At 45.7% G+C, this 18,677-nt stretch carries 17 protein-coding genes, 1 pseudogene and 1 riboswitch; of the genes and pseudogenes, 7 read left to right on the top strand and 11 right to left on the bottom strand.

Annotation, left to right across the window (positions count from 1 at the left end; translation table 11 throughout):
• Positions 1 to 643: 643 nt before the first annotated feature.
• Both Q1A40_RS19925 and Q1A40_RS19920 read right to left on the bottom strand, forming a co-directional pair.
• On the bottom strand, positions 644 to 853 hold the full coding sequence (locus Q1A40_RS19925) for a CsbD family protein (RefSeq protein ID WP_300004325.1): 210 nt from the start codon (positions 851 to 853) through the stop codon (positions 644 to 646).
• 410 nt (positions 854 to 1,263) lie between these two features.
• Positions 1,264 to 2,655, bottom strand: coding sequence for an MFS transporter (locus tag Q1A40_RS19920; protein ID WP_300004322.1), 1,392 nt, complete (start codon positions 2,653 to 2,655; stop codon positions 1,264 to 1,266).
• 174 nt (positions 2,656 to 2,829) lie between these two features.
• Here Q1A40_RS19920 and kdgR point away from each other — a divergent pair, with 174 nt between their 5' ends.
• The 6 genes and pseudogenes from kdgR (at position 2,830) to rlmA (ending at position 6,872) form a co-directional block, all read left to right on the top strand.
• A complete protein-coding gene (gene kdgR / locus Q1A40_RS19915; RefSeq protein ID WP_300004319.1) occupies positions 2,830 to 3,621 on the top strand; it encodes a DNA-binding transcriptional regulator KdgR in 792 nt (263 codons plus the stop codon).
• 181 nt (positions 3,622 to 3,802) lie between these two features.
• On the top strand, positions 3,803 to 3,946 hold the full coding sequence (locus Q1A40_RS19910; RefSeq protein ID WP_300004316.1) for a PhoP/PhoQ regulator MgrB: 144 nt from the start codon (positions 3,803 to 3,805) through the stop codon (positions 3,944 to 3,946).
• A gap of 56 nt (positions 3,947 to 4,002) precedes the next feature.
• Complete coding sequence (locus tag Q1A40_RS19905) at positions 4,003 to 4,287, top strand: YebO family protein (protein ID WP_300004313.1); 285 nt, start codon at positions 4,003 to 4,005, stop codon at positions 4,285 to 4,287.
• 648 nt (positions 4,288 to 4,935) lie between these two features.
• Positions 4,936 to 5,105 (top strand): annotated as a pseudogene (locus Q1A40_RS19900) (DUF2627 domain-containing protein).
• Positions 5,092 to 5,301, top strand: coding sequence for a transcription antiterminator/RNA stability regulator CspE (gene cspE, locus Q1A40_RS19895; protein WP_001062678.1), 210 nt, complete (start codon positions 5,092 to 5,094; stop codon positions 5,299 to 5,301). Before Q1A40_RS19900 ends, cspE begins: the two are co-directional and overlap by 14 nt.
• Positions 5,302 to 6,056: 755 nt before the next feature.
• Positions 6,057 to 6,872, top strand: a complete 816-nt coding sequence (gene rlmA / locus Q1A40_RS19890; protein WP_300004289.1) for a 23S rRNA (guanine(745)-N(1))-methyltransferase — start codon at positions 6,057 to 6,059, stop codon at positions 6,870 to 6,872.
• A 93-nt stretch (positions 6,873 to 6,965) separates the two neighbouring features.
• Here the strand turns inward: rlmA and mntP are convergent, their stop codons facing one another.
• From mntP to manX, 5 genes are all read right to left on the bottom strand, one after another.
• On the bottom strand, positions 6,966 to 7,532 hold the full coding sequence (gene mntP / locus Q1A40_RS19885) for a manganese efflux pump MntP (protein ID WP_300004287.1): 567 nt from the start codon (positions 7,530 to 7,532) through the stop codon (positions 6,966 to 6,968).
• A gap of 6 nt (positions 7,533 to 7,538) precedes the next feature.
• Positions 7,539 to 7,722, bottom strand: a riboswitch (yybP-ykoY riboswitch).
• Positions 7,723 to 7,895: 173 nt separating this feature from the next.
• Positions 7,896 to 8,354, bottom strand: a complete 459-nt coding sequence (locus tag Q1A40_RS19880; RefSeq protein ID WP_300004285.1) for a DUF986 family protein — start codon at positions 8,352 to 8,354, stop codon at positions 7,896 to 7,898.
• Between the two features lie 180 nt (positions 8,355 to 8,534).
• Entirely contained in the window at positions 8,535 to 9,386 is an 852-nt protein-coding gene (locus Q1A40_RS19875) for a PTS mannose transporter subunit IID (RefSeq protein ID WP_300004283.1), read from the bottom strand.
• Positions 9,387 to 9,397: 11 nt separating this feature from the next.
• Entirely contained in the window at positions 9,398 to 10,198 is an 801-nt protein-coding gene (locus Q1A40_RS19870; protein ID WP_300004281.1) for a PTS mannose/fructose/sorbose transporter subunit IIC, read from the bottom strand.
• Between the two features lie 65 nt (positions 10,199 to 10,263).
• Complete coding sequence (manX, locus tag Q1A40_RS19865; protein WP_300004279.1) at positions 10,264 to 11,223, bottom strand: PTS mannose transporter subunit IIAB; 960 nt, start codon at positions 11,221 to 11,223, stop codon at positions 10,264 to 10,266.
• Between the two features lie 470 nt (positions 11,224 to 11,693).
• Here manX and Q1A40_RS19860 point away from each other — a divergent pair, with 470 nt between their 5' ends.
• Entirely contained in the window at positions 11,694 to 13,256 is a 1,563-nt protein-coding gene (locus Q1A40_RS19860; RefSeq protein ID WP_300004276.1) for a TerC family protein, read from the top strand.
• Between the two features lies 1 nt (position 13,257).
• Here Q1A40_RS19860 and Q1A40_RS19855 read toward each other — a convergent pair whose 3' ends face one another.
• The 4 genes from Q1A40_RS19855 to pabB form a co-directional block, all read right to left on the bottom strand.
• Positions 13,258 to 14,841 carry an EAL domain-containing protein gene (locus Q1A40_RS19855; protein ID WP_300004273.1) on the bottom strand — a complete coding sequence of 528 codons (1,584 nt, stop codon included), beginning with the start codon at positions 14,839 to 14,841 and terminating at the stop codon, positions 13,258 to 13,260.
• Between the two features lie 337 nt (positions 14,842 to 15,178).
• Positions 15,179 to 16,543 carry an L-serine ammonia-lyase gene (gene sdaA, locus Q1A40_RS19850; protein ID WP_300004270.1) on the bottom strand — a complete coding sequence of 455 codons (1,365 nt, stop codon included), beginning with the start codon at positions 16,541 to 16,543 and terminating at the stop codon, positions 15,179 to 15,181.
• Between the two features lie 179 nt (positions 16,544 to 16,722).
• A complete protein-coding gene (locus tag Q1A40_RS19845; protein ID WP_300004267.1) occupies positions 16,723 to 17,304 on the bottom strand; it encodes a CoA pyrophosphatase in 582 nt (193 codons plus the stop codon).
• Between the two features lie 3 nt (positions 17,305 to 17,307).
• Positions 17,308 to 18,672, bottom strand: coding sequence for an aminodeoxychorismate synthase component 1 (gene pabB, locus Q1A40_RS19840; protein ID WP_300004264.1), 1,365 nt, complete (start codon positions 18,670 to 18,672; stop codon positions 17,308 to 17,310).
• Positions 18,673 to 18,677 lie beyond the last annotated feature (5 nt).

Genomic DNA, 18,677 nt, shown 5'->3' with positions numbered 1-18,677 from the left:
CATGAACCGCCGTATACGGAACCGTACGTACGGTGGTGTGAGAGGACGGCAGGAGTGATCCTGCCTCCTACTCGATGGCGCTAAATATGGCGTATAACGCCTTGAGAGCTATCCTACAACGACTGTGGTGCGCGATAACGGCTCTCTACATAAGTCGGTAAAATCACCAGGCAAGAGTAAATCGTTGTTGCGGTCAGTCAGGAGCGGTCACAAAGTCTTAAAGCTGAGCCGGGATTAATGTATCAGGAATGGAGAACAATAGTGCAGCGGCAAGTGCCACAATCGATACTGGTGCGAATGATGAAACAAAAGCAGATGATATTACCTGTCCATTATCCTGATTACCTTATTTATATTAAAGACTGCCTGATAAGTGAGTTAACAGCCATTATGCGGGGGTAACTCACTTAATGGGGTAAATACAATAGTCTTAATCTCATAAGATGATATTCAGATCTTTTCACCAGAAGCAGAATATATAACCGCTGTTGACAATGCAGGGCACGGCAGGAACCAATAACTTTATTGATAAACTGATGTAGATAATGATAGTTAAGTGTAATGAGTTTGAGTGTGGTGATGTTGAAAGGATATTATTCGTGCTGGAGAAAAGAAGGCCTGCATATATGCAGGCCGTTGGGGTTTACCACTTATATTTACTGGAGTCTTCCCAGTCTTTCATTTCTTTTTCGACCTGCTCTTTGGTATAGCCGTAACGCTCCTGAATACGCCCGGCAAGCTGGTCTCGTTTACCCTCGACGACGTTCAGGTCATCCTCAGTTAGTTTGCCCCATTGCTCTTTCACTTTACCTTTGAATTGTTTCCAGTTTCCGCTGATGCGATCTTGATTCATTATTTATCTCCAAAGTTAAATTGTCACGGGTTTTGCTAGATGACTATTTAACTATAGTGGAGTCAGAGTATTTATGTGTGTTCTTTTGTAACTTTAATTTTAATTATCTTTCTGGAATTTTATTTTACGGATACTTCTGGTTGTATATTTGACTGGCGATATTTTTGTGGGTGTTATTTTTACTTGCTTTCTTTATTCGTGGAATTTAATCATCAATACAGTATGAAGTACTTTCGAAAGTAATATTGTTGTTTGGTTTTTTTGTCTGTCACAATGAAATTCACCACGAAAACATATTCAGTGTCTGTGATGAACTTCGTTATATCGCTGTTGCTGGAGGCTCTTTCAGCGCGGCCTGTCAGATAATGCTGGCCGCGCTGAACATTGCATCCAAGGGAGGGATGACAGCTTTATATTTTGGGACTATTTCGCTCCGACATTCTTTTGGACTCGTTAATCCGCAGTCCGCTGACAATAGCGGCCAGTACGGAGAAGACACCCGCGAGGATCAGCGATGCGTACGTACCATGGTGAATAAACAGGTTAAACAGCAGAGCAACGAGTGCCGCACCACTGCTTTGACCCAGTAACCGTGCAGTTCCCAGCATTCCACTAGCACCACCACTACGCCCCTCTGGCGCGGAAGAGATAATAGTGTGGTTATTGGGAGACTGGAACAGTCCAAATCCTGCTCCGCACAGAGCCATGCGCCAGATAATTTCGCTGTCAGTAGGGTTCGCCGGAAGCAGGGCGAGAGAGAACAAGCCGACAGCCATGGCCAGCATCCCGACGGACCCCATTAGCCCGGAATTAACCCGCCCAATGAGATATCCCGCCAGTGGTGCCATAACCATAGTGGCAAGAGGCCAGGGAGTGAGTAACAGGCCTGTATCAACCTCGCTGCGCCCCAGTACGCTCTGCAGAAAAAATGGCAATGAGACAAAAGCCAGCATTTGCGCCGTAAAAGAGCAAACTGAGGTAGCCATAGAAAGTGAAAAAATAGGGATCCTTAATAAATCAACCGGTAGTAGCGGTACCGGAAGTCGTAACTGGCGGCGAACAAAGAAATAACCAATCACCAGGAATGCGATAACTTCAGCAGTAATTAACAGCGCTGACTGCCCCTGAGAAAAACCACTGATAGCAGAAATCAGCAGGCCAAACGTTGCAGCGTTCATCAACGCACTCGGAATATCAAAGCGCTGCTTGGTGGCTGTGTTATTGGCTGGCAAATAGCGCAGAGAGATAAGCAACGCAGCCAGGGCAATAGGTACATTAATGAGAAACAACCAGTGCCATGAACCCCATGTGAGAATCGCAGCGGCCACTGTCGGTCCGGCTGCCGAAGAGACGGCAACCACGAAAGAGTTAATACCCATGCCTCTTCCGAGCAGGCTTTTTGGGTATATGAGACGAATCAGAGCTGTATTCACGCTCATCAACGCAGCACCGCCTAAACCTTGCAATATACGGGCAGCCGTGAGCATCGACAGTGAAGTGGAGGCGGCGCAGAGTATCGATGTCACACAGAAGACAGCCAGTCCGCACTGATAAACTCGACGGTGACCGAAGATATCACCCAGAAAAGAGAGCGATAACATCGAGGCAATTATGGCTATCTGATAGGCATTCACAATCCAGATAGATTCAGCGGGAGTGGCATTGAGGTCATGAGCTATGGTGGGTAAGGCAACATTGGCGATCGTACCATCAAGCACGGCGATGGTAATTCCTAAACCCACGGTCAGTATTGCGCCATAACGCTGTGGTACGGGTAAACCATCTAACGGTTTTTTTTCCATATTCAACGAATTCTTTGTCAGTTCTGTGTAAATATATCAGTTTAGCATCAAAATATAAGAAATCTGTCGCAGATTCGTGCGTAGAAACAACAGAGTGATTGCGATGATAGCCGCTGCATTTTATAATAAAAAAGAGTTCTGATTTTTATAAAACACATGCGGTAGAGGTGATAAATGGCTCTTACAGATCTGGATAAACAACCCGATTCTGTATCTTCAGTGCTGAAAGTTTTTGGTATTCTGCAAGCGCTTGGAGAAGAACGTGAGATTGGTATCACCGAGTTATCGCAACGCGTGATGATGTCAAAAAGCACGGTATATCGTTTTTTGCAAACCATGAAATCCCTGGGGTATGTTGCTCAGGAAGGGGAGTCCGAAAAATATTCTTTGACTCTCAAGCTGTTTGAACTGGGTGCTCGGGCTTTACAAAATGTTGATTTAATCCGCAGCGCTGACATTCAGATGCGTGAACTGTCGCGTCTGACCAAGGAAACGATTCACTTAGGTGCCTTGGATGAAGACAGCATCGTTTATATTCACAAAATTGACTCGATGTATAACCTGAGGATGTATTCGCGTATTGGACGTCGTAACCCTTTGCACAGTACTGCTATCGGTAAGGTGTTACTGGCCTGGCGTAATCCTGAAGAGGTAAAAGAAATCCTTGCAGATGTCGAATACACCCGTAGCACTGAACGTACCATTGCGAGTACTGAAGAGCTACTGGTCGTGCTGCAGACGGTGCGTGAGCAGGGATTTGGCGAAGACAATGAAGAACAGGAAGAAGGTCTGCGTTGCATTGCAGTACCCGTTTTTGACCGTTTTGGCGTGGTCATTGCCGGGCTGAGTATCTCATTTCCGACGATTCGCTTCTCAGAACAGCGGCTTCATGAGTACGTTAAAATGTTGCATGACGCTGCTCGGGCTATTTCAGAGCAAATGGGCTATCACGACTATCCTTTCTAATAAAAAACCGCAGCTCATACACACTGAGTTGCGGTTTTCTTACGCTTCTTCAGACTAATTTATTCACTTCAATTATTTCGCTATCATTTTTCCGTTTTATAGTCAGAAACCGTGTTTCTGATGATAAAATGCGGCCGTTAGCAGAATCACGACTGAAACGGCTATATATGCGGAGTGACGTGTGAAAAAGTACAAGTGGGTGATTGTATTGGCCATACTGGTTGTCTGTGTATTGCTGTGGACTCAGATGCTGAACGTTATGTGTGACCAGGATGTGGCATTTTTCATCGGTTCTTGCACTATCAACAAATTTATTCCCTGGTAGCGATTTTTCTCTTTCCTCCTCAGGTGTAGAATAGTGTTTTTATTGAGGTGGTTGAAATGAACGAAGTGGCATGGTTTTCTGCTGACACAATCAATATTGTGTCACTGGCGGCGTCTCTTGTGGTACTGCTGTTAGTCGTGTTGTTATGGTTTTTTATGAATCGTGCCAGTCTGAGAGCGAACGAGCAGATTGCTCTACTTGAGGAACTGGTTGATTTACAAAAACGACAAAACAGTTTGTTGCGTCGTCTGTGTGAAGCTAACGAACCGGAAACGGTGGTTGAGACAGTCAGTGAGACGCTCCCGGAAGATGACTTGGTGAGAATGGTGGCTGAGCGTTAATTAAACAAAAATAAGCGTGGGGCGCAGTTGCGTTATGTGTCAGTTGCACTGATAACCCGAAGAATTTTTTGCCGAAATAAACGGACTGTTCAGGATATAAAACCGAAAAAAACTCGACTGGCCATAATATGACCAACGCCTGTTAGCGTTCTGCCAGCAGGCATTATTTAACACCATTAGAGTGCTATGTCTGATAGTACATAATAGCATCGCTATTTATCAGGTATTAATTCATAAAAAGAGAGTAAAGTATTTTTATTAATGCTTAATATATTATGTAGTATGAGGAAGGCTATTCTATTGTCTATAAAAGAGCCAATAGGTAATCGTTATGCTTAGCATGATTTTTTCTTAGACGATAGTTAATTATCATAAAGATATACGATGAAGATCTAATTTTCTTGCGTCTTTTTCTAGACGACAACAATGCTTTAAGTTATGGTTATATTGTTGTTGGAACTTGCCGGCGGTACGCGTTGTTGCTGCAAGTTTTTTGGTAAGTGCGCATTCAAATAAAGTGAGTTGTTTTCTAAAAAATCACTTATTTTTATGAGTTTGTGCATCAGATCGATACATGTTTAAAAATGGCTTGCCATTGTTAACGTTGTATGTGATAACACGTTTGGTCAAACGAGGTCACTTCTGGTTATGTGTGGCATTTTCAGTAAAGAAGTTTTGAGTAAAAACGTTGTCGTTGAATACCGCTTCTCTGCCGAGCCTTATATCAGTGCCTCATGCAGTAATATCGTTGTTTTATTTATATAGTATGCCTGCGGGCGAAAAACACTCTAAGGAATTTGCAAAATGGCAAAGATTAAAGGTCAAGTTAAGTGGTTCAACGAATCCAAAGGTTTCGGCTTCATTACTCCAGCTGATGGCAGCAAGGATGTATTCGTACACTTTTCTGCAATCCAGGGTAATGGCTTCAAAACCTTGGCTGAAGGCCAAAACGTTGAGTTTGAAATCCAGGACGGCCAGAAAGGTCCTGCTGCAGTTAACGTAACTGCTATCTAATTGCATCTTTGGTCTGTATATACCCTGATCATTTAAACTATGACGGTATAGTCCAGAGCTAAGATAAAAGCCCCATTTAAATGGGGCTTTTTTTATTTTTGTGTTAAATATTTATGAAATTTATATATAAGTATTATTTACTCTATAACACGAAAAAACCGACGATAGTCAGCATATGGTCTGGTGAGGTGATGGATACGTTTTAATCAATAGTTGGAATTGGCATATAATGATGGTCGTGGGGAATTAAGCGTTTATTTTGTGATTTATTACACAGATATGACAAATATGATGGTATTGCATAGCCCCCGACTCCACAATGTTAACATCGATATAACTTATTCATTCAGTCATATTGTATAATAGGCTTGGTACGCCTGCAGGTATTATGTTACGTCAGTTCAGGATGGTCAGATGTTATCTGGGGGGGATTATCTTGTCTGACAACATATCCATGCATCTATTCTTATCTCCGGTATTCATATCCGCTCTATTTATCATTTGGACTCATCTGCTCGTTAATTAGAGGCGGTTGCTTTTTTACCTTATATATCCGTCATACTTAAAGTTGCCTGGCTGCTGCCTGCGTTCAGCCCGCCGAATCACAGGGTTTATCTATGCTCATCGACGGGCTGAACTGGGAGCCCACAAGCCACTCGAATTATTTTTGGTATATCAAGTTACTCGGTATTGTAGTTTGCGCTGCGCTGATTCGGCTGTACACTTAGCCCTCTTTATGAATACTGGAGTGTCTGATGTCCTGGCTTTGTCCCCTATGCTATTCCCCACTGGTTCAGACGGCAAAGAGCTTTTGCTGCGATAACAGACATCAATTTGATGTTGCCAGAGAAGGGTATCTCAATTTATTGCCTGTACAGCATAAGCGCTCAAAAGAACCGGGGGACAGTGGCGAAATGATTCAGGCGCGCCGTGCCTTTCTGGATGCAGGACATTATTTGCCGTTGCGAGAGACTATCAGCGATGTATTGCAGCAACTCTCTCCTGAAGTCCTGCTAGATATAGGATGTGGAGAAGGGTACTACACAGGGGCATTTGCAGAAGTCAGAGCGGGTAAGGGAGGGGAGACCTACGGTCTGGATGTCTCGAAAGTCGCGATTCGCTATGCTGCCAGGCGCTATCGGGGCGTGCGTTTTTGTGTGGCATCCAGTCAGCGATTACCTTTTGCGGACGCCAGCATGGATGCCATTATCCGGATTTTTGCCCCCTGTAACGCTGCAGAGCTGGCTCGAGTTGTGAAGCCAGGAGGCGTAGTGATTACCGCGACCCCGGGGCCACGGCATTTGTATCAGTTAAAAGAGCTTATCTATCAGCAAGTCGAGTTACATCATGAGGTATCGGAAGAGATGCCTCATTTTATCCTGAAACAGACTCTGCAACCGGCCTGGAATATGGCGTTATCCGGTGAACAGGCCGTGACCTTGCTGCAAATGACGCCCTTTGCCTGGCGTGCGCGCGCTGAGGTATGGCAACAGCTAAATCACGCTGTTCACTTTGCCTGTGAAACCGATTTTGTGGTGCGGGTATGGGAAAGAGAGAAGGATAACCCGTAAATGTATGCGCCTGATCCATTCGGGAGCCTTTGAAAAAAACAAAGCGACGTCATCACCGTCGCTTTGTGCGTAAATATCAGGACAGGGTGACGGTCAGGCGGTTAAATAGCTATAGATGATTTCCGCGCCAATACCAATCAGAACAATACCGCCGAGAATTTCTGCACGTTTACCGAACATTGGGCCGAGGAAGCGGCCAATCATTAAACCCAGCGTTGACATAATTGCAGTCGCACAACCGATAGCCAGCGCGGTAACGATGATATTGACTTCAAGGAAGGCAAGGCCGACACCCACCGCCATTGCATCCAAACTGGTGGCAATCGCGGTAGTCACCAGCAGCCAGAATCCATGGCGATGGATTTTGGGGGTGTTTTCTTCAGGGTTATCACGAAAGCCATTAATCACCATCCGGCTGCCGAGAAAGGCCAGAAGAATAAAGGCAATCCAATTATTCAGCACCATAACAACTTCGTTGGCCAGGTAGCCGAGTCCCCAGCCAATCAGCGGCGTAAGGGTTTCAATTACGCCAAAAATAAGGCCGGTGCGTAAAGCTTCAGAAAATTTAGGCTTATGAAGTGCTGCACCTTTACCAATGGAGGCAGCGAAGGCATCCATGGACATACCAAAGGCAAGCAAGATTGTGGCGGAAAAGTTCATGAAACAACCTCAGCTGGGAATATCCATATGCACGCAGTCCATCCCCAACTTACGATGGTGCGCGCCTATGGTCTCGCCTACTCAGAATACTGAGGCGTACATGCCACGTTTTATCACCTGTTGGTAAGAACGAGTATGTTGACATGTACAAATCCATACAGGAAATCGGCTACTCCCCACTGACGGGTGCAACCTTAACATATTTTTTATCTTTAAAACAACTATTGAATTTTATTTGATTATAAATCAGCGCGTATGTTGCTGTATTTTAATTCACTTATTAACACTTGGTTAAATATAGCATTGTCTATATATTAGTGCTGAAAAATGCAGCGGAAATATAGACAATGCTATAATTTCAACTCATTGAGTTGTAATCATTATTTTATAAATTTTCTCCAGATCGTCAATATTCCTGACGCGAATGAGCAGGCGCCTTTGCTCTAACTGTATAACTAATACGCCATCTTCAGATAAATTCATTGCCTGAATACGGCTATAGCTAATCCAGACATTGGCGAAAAAAAGCCCCTCTGATTTCAGTAATAATTTCGGTTTCCTTATCCATGAAATATAAATGGATAATAACATCAGTGCACAAAGTAACCATGTTGTGATCAGCGTTCCTTGTGTTGATATATTGTTATAGATAAGGATGGCAACAAGCACCACAAAAATAGAACCATCGATGCGGTTACGACGTAGCAGGGGAACGCAGAGTAATGTTTTTCCATGGCGTTTATCCATAATGAATTCATCATGAATAGCCCAGACCAGCAATAAAACGATAAAAACAATCAAGACCAAATCAGTTAATGTCATAACATACATCTCTGACAGAAATATTATCGGGGCACCAACGTCCCATAAACTCAAATCCCCTGTGATGATTTTCTGATTTGACAAGCTTCTCAGGGAAAAAGAAACGAACAAGAGGGAGACAATGTCTCCCTCTTCATTTATGGCTTAACAGGGGGTAAAACCCTTGCAGTTCTCTGCCATTTACACACCGAGCAGGCCAATAGCATAACCGACAATACCCAGTACGAAGAAGCCCATGATAATCCACAGCGCGTTGACTTTCTTACGTAATAGCCACATACAGCCGAAGGTCAACAGCAGCGGTACCAGACCAGGCATTAACTGATCAAGGATTGTTTGTATGGTAGTAACATGTACGGCACCGGTTGGATCGGTGATCGTCGAAACTACCAGCGGTATATCGACATGGGTCCATTTATTGACCAATGCCCCCATGACAAAGAGGCCAAGAATGGACGCCCCTTCCGTCATTTTTTGCAGGAAGCCACCACTCATATCCTTAACGATATCGACACCTTTCTGATAACCGTAAGCAACACCGTAATAAAGGGTTAACAAACGAACAATGTTAAACAGAACAAAGAACAGTAACGGTCCGAGCAGACTTCCGCTCATCGCGATACCGGCACCGAGGGCCGCAAATACCGGACGAACGGTACCCCAGAAAATAGGGTCACCGACACCCGCCAGTGGTCCCATCAGACCTACTTTCAGGCCGTTGATTGCCGCGTCATCAATAGGTGCGCCATTGGCACGTTGCTCTTCCATGGCCAGCGTTACCCCAAGAACCGGGGCTGCTACGTATGGCTGGGTGTTGAAAAACTCAAGGTGGCGTTTAATGGCCAGACGACGTTCTTCGTTATTCTCCGGGTATAAACGCTTAATCGCCGGAACCATGCAGTAACAGAATCCAAGTGCTTGCATACGTTCGAAGTTCCATGAACCCTGGAACAAGTTTGAACGCCAGATTACGCCACGAACATCACCTGGTGTCAGTTTCTTTTCAGTTGCTATTTTAGTTGTATCAACCATTTCTTTCACCTTTAGTCGAGTTCGTTATCGAGGTCGTTAGCGGCAGCGGCACGAGTCGGCTCACCTGCAGAACGGTTATATTTCGGGCTAAGCTGAATGTAGAGAATAGCCATGACAGTACCAATTACACCCAGAGCAACCAGGTTGAAGTTGGTAAAGGCAGCAGTAACGAATCCTAAGTAGAAGAACGGCATCAGGTACCCTGCGCGCATCATATTGATGACCATCGCATAGCCGACCACCACAATCATGCCACCGGCGATATTAAGACCACTGGTGATGACTTCTGGAATGGCGTTGAGCATTGACTGTACTTCGTTAGTACCCACAGAAATAGCCACGATGACGGCAGGAACAGCAACACGCATTGCTTGCAGGATCAGCGCTGACACATGGAGCCAGGATATTGCCGACAGATTACCGCTTTCAGCGGCTTTGTCCGCTGCGTGCTGGAAACCAACGGTAATGGTACGCACAATGATGGTTAACACCTGGCCTGCAGCCGCCAGAGGAATGGCGAGGGCAATACCTGCGCCAATGCTTTGATGGCCAGCAATAACCAGAATAGTTGAAATAATGGAAGCCAGCGCGGCATCAGGTGCTACAGCTGCCCCGATATTCATCCAGCCCAGCGCTATCATTTCCAGGGTACCACCGATAATGATACCAGTAGTCATGTCCCCAAGAACGATACCGATTAAGGTACAGGCAACCAGCGGGCGGTGAAACTGAAATTCATCAAGTATGGAAGCCATACCCGCAATACTAGCGACGATAAACACCAGCACAATCTGAAGAATAGTAATCTCCATTGTACTTCTCCTATTGGTGATGACTTAAGTGTGAAATCTGAGTAACTTATTTGACTAAAATATCGTTAGTTAACTTTAGCAATAAGATCCATCATTTTAATTTTCTGGTCTGAAGATACTTTTCGTGCCTCAAGCTCAATTCCACGTGCATTTAATTTATTGAAAGCTTCAATATCCGTAGCATCGATAGAAATTGCGTTATTGACCTGTGTTTTTCCTTGACGGAATGCCATACCACCAATATTAACACTGGTAATTTTAACCCCGGCTTCGACCAGACGAACCACATCGGTCGGATTAGTAAACAGCAACATGACTCTGTCTCCTGCATACTTAGGGTTATTGTAAACGCGGATCATCTTCTCGACGTCAACAACGTGCGCTGTCACTCCGGGAGGTGCGACTTGGGTCAGTAATGTTTTACGCACGGTATCGGCCGCTACTTCATCGCTGACAACAATAATGCGTGTAACATTGGTTTCTTTCGTCCAGCGAGTGGCGACTTGTCCATGGATCAAACGGTCATCGATACGGACCAAACCAAGAACCATGTAGTCATTAGGTCCCATGGGTTTAGCGGGCGCCGCTGGTTTTGGTGCTGTCGGAGCGGGTGTGGTTTTTTCTACTGGCGCCGCTTTGAGGGCTTTTACACCTTCTCTGCCTGTTTCAACGGCCAGTGCAACGAGTTCATCAAAGGAAGGATTATCATCGCGAGCCATGAGTGTTTCCACTAACATGGGGATATTGACTCCGGCAATCACTTCATACTTTTCTTTATCAACAACAATCCTGCTGGCGGCATTAAATGGGCTGCCTCCCCAAGTGTCTACTAAGAACAGCACACCTCCAGATGTATCAAGTTTTTCCAGTTGCGCGTTATATTTAACGATCAATGTTTCGGCATTTTCCCCAGGAACAAAATCTATCCAGCCGACATTCTCTTGCTCGCCCAGTAACATCTCAGCAGTCTTAAGCAGTTGCTCTGCTGCAAATCCGTGTGTGCCTATAACAATAGCAATAGTCACTTGCTACCTCCTATTGTTGCGATGACGTAGCTCATAATGAGCACCAATGTTCGTAATAAGTGTAGCGAAACGATTCAAATTGCGTGGTCAATAAAGTAACTAATGACTCACATAATTTATTTTAGGCTGTGAAAAAAATAATTTATGTGATGAGGATCCGTAATTTAGAACTGTTGTTGCATAATATTTTCGTAGCGTGAAATAAATCTAATTAGTCTCCATTTTCAGGTAAAGAAAGCTAAATCTTTGCCAAACCCTACCCGGCTTTGGTATTGTTAGAGTCCGTTTAACTGTAAGGAGTAAGGGGCTTTAGCCCGCTCTATGGACCGTCACCGACGTCTTTTCATCTCCGGGACTTCACTGTTCCCCTTCCATATCGGTACTTCAAGGCCGGAAAACCATTCCACTTTTCATGCTGTTCTTGCTTCTTTTCAGGCAAGATCTTGTGCTGTCTGCGACAGGAGTAAGACATGGAACTGTTGATGGACCCACAAATATGGGTGGGACTATTTACACTGATCGTGCTGGAAGTTGTACTGGGTATTGATAACCTGGTGTTTATTGCTATTCTTGCTGACAAATTACCGCCAAAACAAAGAGATAAAGCTCGCCTGATCGGTCTGTCTCTGGCCCTGATTATGCGTCTGGGTTTATTGTCGGTGATTTCATGGATGGTCACGCTCACCAAACCGATATTCTCAGTCGGTGATTTCACGTTTTCCGGCCGTGAACTGATCATGTTGGCTGGGGGACTGTTTTTGCTCTTCAAAGCAACAACAGAGTTACATGAGAGGTTGGAAAATAAACAGCATGATGGTAGTCATGGGAAAGGCTATGCCAGTTTCTGGGTGGTCGTCGCACAGATAGTTGTGCTTGATGCCGTGTTCTCGCTGGATGCCGTGATTACGGCAGTCGGTATGGTGAACCACCTTCCGGTGATGATGGCTGCAGTGACCATTGCCATGATTGTTATGCTGCTCGCATCGAAGCCATTGACTATATTTGTCAACAAACATCCGACGGTCGTGGTGTTGTGTTTGAGCTTCCTGCTGATGATCGGCTTGAGCCTGGTTGCTGAAGGCTTTGGTTTCCATATTCCGAAAGGTTATCTGTATGCCGCAATTGGTTTCTCAATTGTCATTGAGTTTTTCAACCAGATTGCACTGCGTAACTTTATTCGTAACCAGTCACGACAGCCGCTGCGTGCTCGTACCGCCGATGCTATCTTGAATATGATAGGCAACAAACGCAAAGAGAATGATCCCATCCGGGAAGGCAACAATACGATAAAACCGATTGAAGCTGAAACCTTTGCCGAAGAAGAGCGTTACATGCTTAATGGTGTACTGACCCTTGCTTCACGCTCTCTGCGTAGCATTATGACACCAAGAGGAGATATTTCCTGGGTCGATGCACTGAAAACGGATGAAGAAATTCGTGAGCAATTGCTGGCATCGCCACACAGTTTATTCCCGGTATGTCGGGGTGAACTGGACGAAGTTATCGGTGTAGCGCGAGCCAAAGAACTGCTGGTGGCGCTGGACAAAGGTGATAATGTGGCAGCGGTTGCTGCTCAGTCTCCGGTGATTGTGGTACCTGAAACCCTGGACCCGATTAATCTATTAGGCGTATTACGTCGTGCACGTGGCAGCTTTGTTATCGTTAATGATGAGTTTGGCATGGTACAAGGTCTGGTGACTCCGCTGGATGTCCTGGAAGCGATAGCCGGTGAGTTCCCTGATGCTGATGAAACACCAGAAATCGTGCGTGATGGTGATGGCTGGCTGGTAAAAGGAACGACGGATTTACATGCTTTGCAGCAACGTTTGGATATCAACACGCTGGTCAATATTGATGAAGATATTGCCTCGATTGCAGGATTAGTGATTGCGGTAAATGGCCAGATCCCGAAACAAGGTGATGTGCTGGAAGTTGCACCGTTAAAAATACAAATCATCGAAGCCAATAACTATCGTGTTGACTTAGTGCGCGTTGTTAAAGAATCCCCGGCTCACGAGGACGAAGAAGGCTAAGTCAGGTAATGTCCGCTGTTTTCTGGCGGGAGATCACCATGTCATGGTTCTCCAGCCAGTAGGGAAACTGGGTCAGTGGCATCGGTTTAGCATAGAGATAACCCTGTAACAGGCTGACGCCTTGTTTGCGTAAAAAATCAGCCTGTTCCGGGGTTTCCACCCCCTCAGCAATCAGTTCAATATTTAATCGATGACCCAGTGCGATAATCATATCGGTCACTTTCGAATTGACGGCATCTGTACCAATCGCTGCAGTAAAACTCTTATCTATCTTCAGTATATCTGGACTCAGTGTTTCCAGGTATGCCAGCGAGCTGTGTCCGGTACCAAAATCATCAATGGCCAGTCTGACGCCTGAATGATGTAGATCCCGCACCACTTGATGGCTAACTTGGGGCAGAGCATCACGTTCGGTGAGTTCAAGAATAAGGATCTGCTGAGGATGAGCCGGGAACCAGTAACGACTGAGGTCCTCAATGATCGCGCCATTTTTAAAATGACGAGCCGCGACATTAAGACTGATATGAAATCCATTCATTTTTGGTAGCTGGTCGAGATATTTAACCGTTTCACGTAATACAAAGCAGGTAAGTGGGACGATTAAATTAAGTTGTTCCGCCAGAGGAATAAAACCATCGGGTGAAATATTACCCTGACGTGGATTATGCCAGCGTAAGAGCAGTTCAATACCGACACATTCCCCGCTATCGGCATGGATCAGTGGCTGGCAATACACTTCAAATTCACGCGCGGCCAGGCCCATATGAATTTCATGGAAGAAACTCATTCGTTTCGCGGTCATAAACCATGCACAGGTTCCTGCCAGTAAACTAAGCACAATAGCCAGCGGCAACTGTGAAGGTAAATTATTGAGAGCCAGAATTGTGGCAGAAGGACCTACGGTGGTAATGGAAAAGGGATAGTGTTCTGAAAATATATCCTGGCGTACCTGATCTGCTGATACTTCAATAGTGTTAACGATTCCATGTGTGTATTCAAAATGTGAGTCAGCAATATTAAGAATCGTTTTGTCTATCCATGGAACATCAGTGTACTGAATAAATCCTGCCAGCATGCTCAGGTTAATCACTTGTATCACGCCGTCATTGCTATGCGTGGGAACAGGACGCCATGAAATCAAAATAGGTGAACCTTTATTGATTAAGCGATCAATGCTCAGTAATAGCAGAGGAGTCGGTGTGGGTAATCGGGGATGCATGGTCTGAATATTATAGTCAGTGGAACCAAAGACGCTGGAGCAATAGATAATACCGTTTTTTACCAGGGAGATAGAACGTACTGTAGGGACCCTCGCGGTATGTTCCCGTAATGTTCGTTGAACATTTTCGCAGGGCAGCACCATAAGCGGCAAAGCATCCTGAAAGAGCATATCAAAAGGAGCAAGCAAGGTTTCGACAGTGGAAACAGCGCGTTCACTAAAGTGTAAAAGACGCTGTTCATTTAACTGGCGTTCAGTAATAAATTTTATTGTCAGAGTCAGCACAAACACCAGGGTCGTAAATAAAATACAAACAATCAGCCGTCTCCGCCGATAGTCAGAAATAACCCGCTGTGCTGTTTGCATGCCAAACCACCTTGATTGGTTTTTACATACCCTGAATGCGCCCTGTTAACATTGTAGTGGGCGATGATTAAGGAGACGAGTAAATAGCGGTAATATAAATAAAAAAACTGAATTTCTGATGGCCAGTAGCGCTAAAACGGGTAATCGGTTTCACGGGGGAGTGATTCTGATGGTAAACAGGTGAATAACAGGACGAGTCTCTGGTACAAAATAAGATAAGTTAGTGTATTCTCGTCATATTTCGCGCGATCTGGCATTGTTTTGTCAGTCAGGCGAATAACACAGTTTGTTTGCGCGCATCGCCTGCCTGGACTGAGGCCTGAAAGATCCTCTCTTGTTAGTTACACTGAACTTTAATCGCCAATCCCCCCTGGGAAGTTTCACGATATTTGGCGTTCATATCCTTTCCTGTTTCATACATCGTTTCAATCACTTTATCCAGCGAGACGCGTGGTGCACTGGTCCGGCGCATTGCCATACGCGTGGCATTGATGGCTTTTACTGAGGCGATGGCATTACGCTCGATACATGGAACCTGAACCTGTCCGGCAACCGGGTCACACGTCAAGCCTAAGTTGTGTTCCATGCCAATTTCTGCCGCGATACAAACTTGCTCCGGGCTGGCGCCAAGGATCTCCGCAAGCCCGGCCGCCGCCATAGAACAGGCAACACCGACTTCACCCTGACAGCCTACTTCGGCACCGGAAATAGAAGCATTCATTTTATACAGTGCTCCAATGGCGCCAGAAGCGAGGAAGTAACGAATATAGATTTCCGGGGTAACAGGCTCAATAAAGTGATCATAATACGCCAGAACAGCAGGAACTATTCCACATGCACCGTTTGTTGGCGCCGTGACGACACGACCTCCTGCTGCATTTTCTTCGTTTACGGCGAGGGCGAACATATTTACCCAGTCCACGACATTCATCGGGTCGCTGGATAATTTATCACTGGAAACCAGCAGACGGCGCAGAGCAGAAGCACGACGCGGAACACGTAGCGGGCCAGGTAATACGCCTTCGGTAGTCATACCCCTGTCAATACAGGCTTGCATCGTATTCCAGATATCAGCAAAATACTGCTCAATTTCTTGCTTGCTGTGCAGGGCGAGTTCATTTTCCATTACCAGACCGGAAATCGAGTGTCCGGTTTGGTGGCAAAATTGCAGCAGTTCTTCGGCAGAGTTGAAAGCATAAGGGACGACAATTGCAGTTTCATCGACTTTGCCATAATGCTCAGCATCAACAATAAAACCTCCACCGATGGAGTAGTAAGTTTTGCTGTAGATCTCTTTTTCGCTACTGTAAGCATGAATGGACATCCCATTTTCATGCAAAGGGAGATTGGTACTATGGAAACGAATACCATTGTCAGCCGGGAAATCGACTTCGTGAGCACCGCTAGCCAGCAGCAGACGACCACGGGACTCAACATCCTGAATAAAACCGGGAATGGAATCTATCACCACATTGTCAGGGCGATTACCTGCCAGACCCATGATAATTGCGATATCGGTGTGGTGACCTTTACCGGTCAATGAGAGGGAGCCATAGATATCCACGGCTATACGCGTCGTACTGTCCAGTAATCCACGTTCGACCAGATCATCGACGAATTGTTTACCGGCTTTCATTGGACCCACTGTATGTGAGCTGGAAGGGCCAATACCGACTTTGAACATGTCGAATATACTAATCACAGTAAAACTCCTCTTAAGGCGTTCGTTGCCGAACATGATGCTTTGAAATTGCTATGTCATAGTTTAAAAATTTATTGGTTCCACCGGTAAACTATTCACATGAATTAAACTAATCCATTAGCACAAATCACCTAATGACAACAAAAAGTGATCAAAACATTGACATAATATAGTCCAGATTAGCGCCTGAAAGTGTTATCTGTATTGCAGTTTACCTGTAGGGACAGGGTGCGAATGATACTGGCTGTCATTCCCCAGACGAAATAACTCTCGTACCAGGAAAGCCAGACGCGATGGGGTATTTTTCGACGTTGAATATCGAGTGGATGATACCGTCCGGTTGTCAGCGCTTCTTCAAGCGGCATTTCAAAAATGGCGGCGACTTCATCAGCACTTGCTTGTAGCGGAACATCAGGTGAAATAATGCCCAGGATCGGCGTTACTCTGAAGCCAGTGACACTGTCAATGCTCGGCAGGCGACCAATCACCTCCACTGCCTGCGGTGGGATAGCGATTTCTTCATAGGTTTCACGTAATGCAGTGGCAATTAATGATTCATCGGTCTTATCGACCGAGCCGCCTGGAAAAGCCACTTCACCCGGATGTTTACGCAGGGTCAGTGAACGTTGCGTCAGTAATAGTCCGGGTTTTGGACGTCGAACAATGGGTACCAGTACCGCAGCTTCGCGCTGATGGTTGACGGGAGGGCGACTGTCCGGCTGTAATAACTGAAAACGGGCAAGAAAATTATCCAGCGTCATACCTTAGCTCTCCAGCAACGGCAAAATGCGATTCACTTTATCAAAAGTCTCCTGGTACTCTGCACTTTCATTACTGTCAGCAACAATACCTCCGCCAGCAGAGCAGTAGAGTTTGCCTTGCTCTGCGGTCAGGGTTCGAATAGTGATACTGCTGTCCATATTGCCGCAAAAACTGATATAGACCACAGAACCACACCAGGCATTGCGCCGCTGCGGTTCAAGTTCTTCGATGATTTCCATTGCCCGAACTTTAGGTGCGCCAGTGATAGAGCCGCCCGGAAAGGTTGCACGGAGTAAATCACAGGCATTGAGTGTATCGGGTAACACCGCTGTGATTGTGCTGACTAAGTGATGCACAGCGGCAAACGGCTCGACCACAAATAATTCCGGTACTTTAACGCTGCCTGGTCGTGCCACTCTGCCAATATCATTTCTCAGCAGATCAACAATCATTAAGTTTTCTGCCCGATCTTTCGGTGATGATGCCAGTTTTAATGCTTGTTCTTTGTCTGCCTGTGGGTCAGCCAGTCGGGGTAACGTGCCTTTTATTGGCCGGGTTTGAATGTGTTTATCTTGTAAACGTACAAAACGTTCCGGCGACAGACTTAGTATTGTACTGTCAGGGAGGCGCAAAAAAGCACTGAAAGGTGCGCGGTTAGCCTGATTGAGTTTTTCAAAGACTTGCCATTCATCACCCTGATAGCTGGCACTAAAACGCTGGGCAAGATTAACCTGATAGCAGTCACCACTACGCAGATATTCCTGAATTTTATTGAATTTTATTCCATACTCTTCACGGCTCATATTGGACTGCCAGGCGCTGGTCAGATGAAACGGAGGCCGCGAGGATAAGTCTGGAGCATCAAGGTAAGCGAGGCGCTTTTGGATATCACCCCAGCTCACCAGCGTCAGACGCTGGAGTTGGTTATCAGCTATCAGTGCCCAGTCATAAATCCCGATGGCCATATCCGGGGTATGCAGACTTTTCTCTGCCTGTTCGGGAAGAGTTTCAAAGTGACGGCCTAAATCATAACCGAGCAATCCCACAGCGCCGCCACAGAAGGGAATATCTGTCTGCGGAACACAGTTTAATCCATAACTATCAAGCGTGTTTTGTAGCAGTACCAGAGGACTGTCGTCGGAAGATTCGGTGACTCCTTTACGCTGTATTTCCGTTGTTTTCCCGCGAGTGACGAGCGTCGCCAGTGGGTCTGCAACCATAATATCAAAACGACTATACGGATGGTCAGAGCAACCAGAATGTAGCATCATCGCCCAGGCCTGATGAGACTGCCGTTTAAAGTAGTGCTGTACGGCATCTGCTTGCCAGGGGAGAATATGAAAAACAGGGGACTTGGTCACTTTCATTTAAT

Source organism: uncultured Cedecea sp. (assembly GCF_947498825.1).
Taxonomy (GTDB): Bacteria; Pseudomonadota; Gammaproteobacteria; order Enterobacterales; family Enterobacteriaceae; genus JGM124.
The sequence above is the reverse complement of the archived record's forward strand: the minus strand, read 5'-3'. Positions and strand labels throughout refer to the sequence as shown.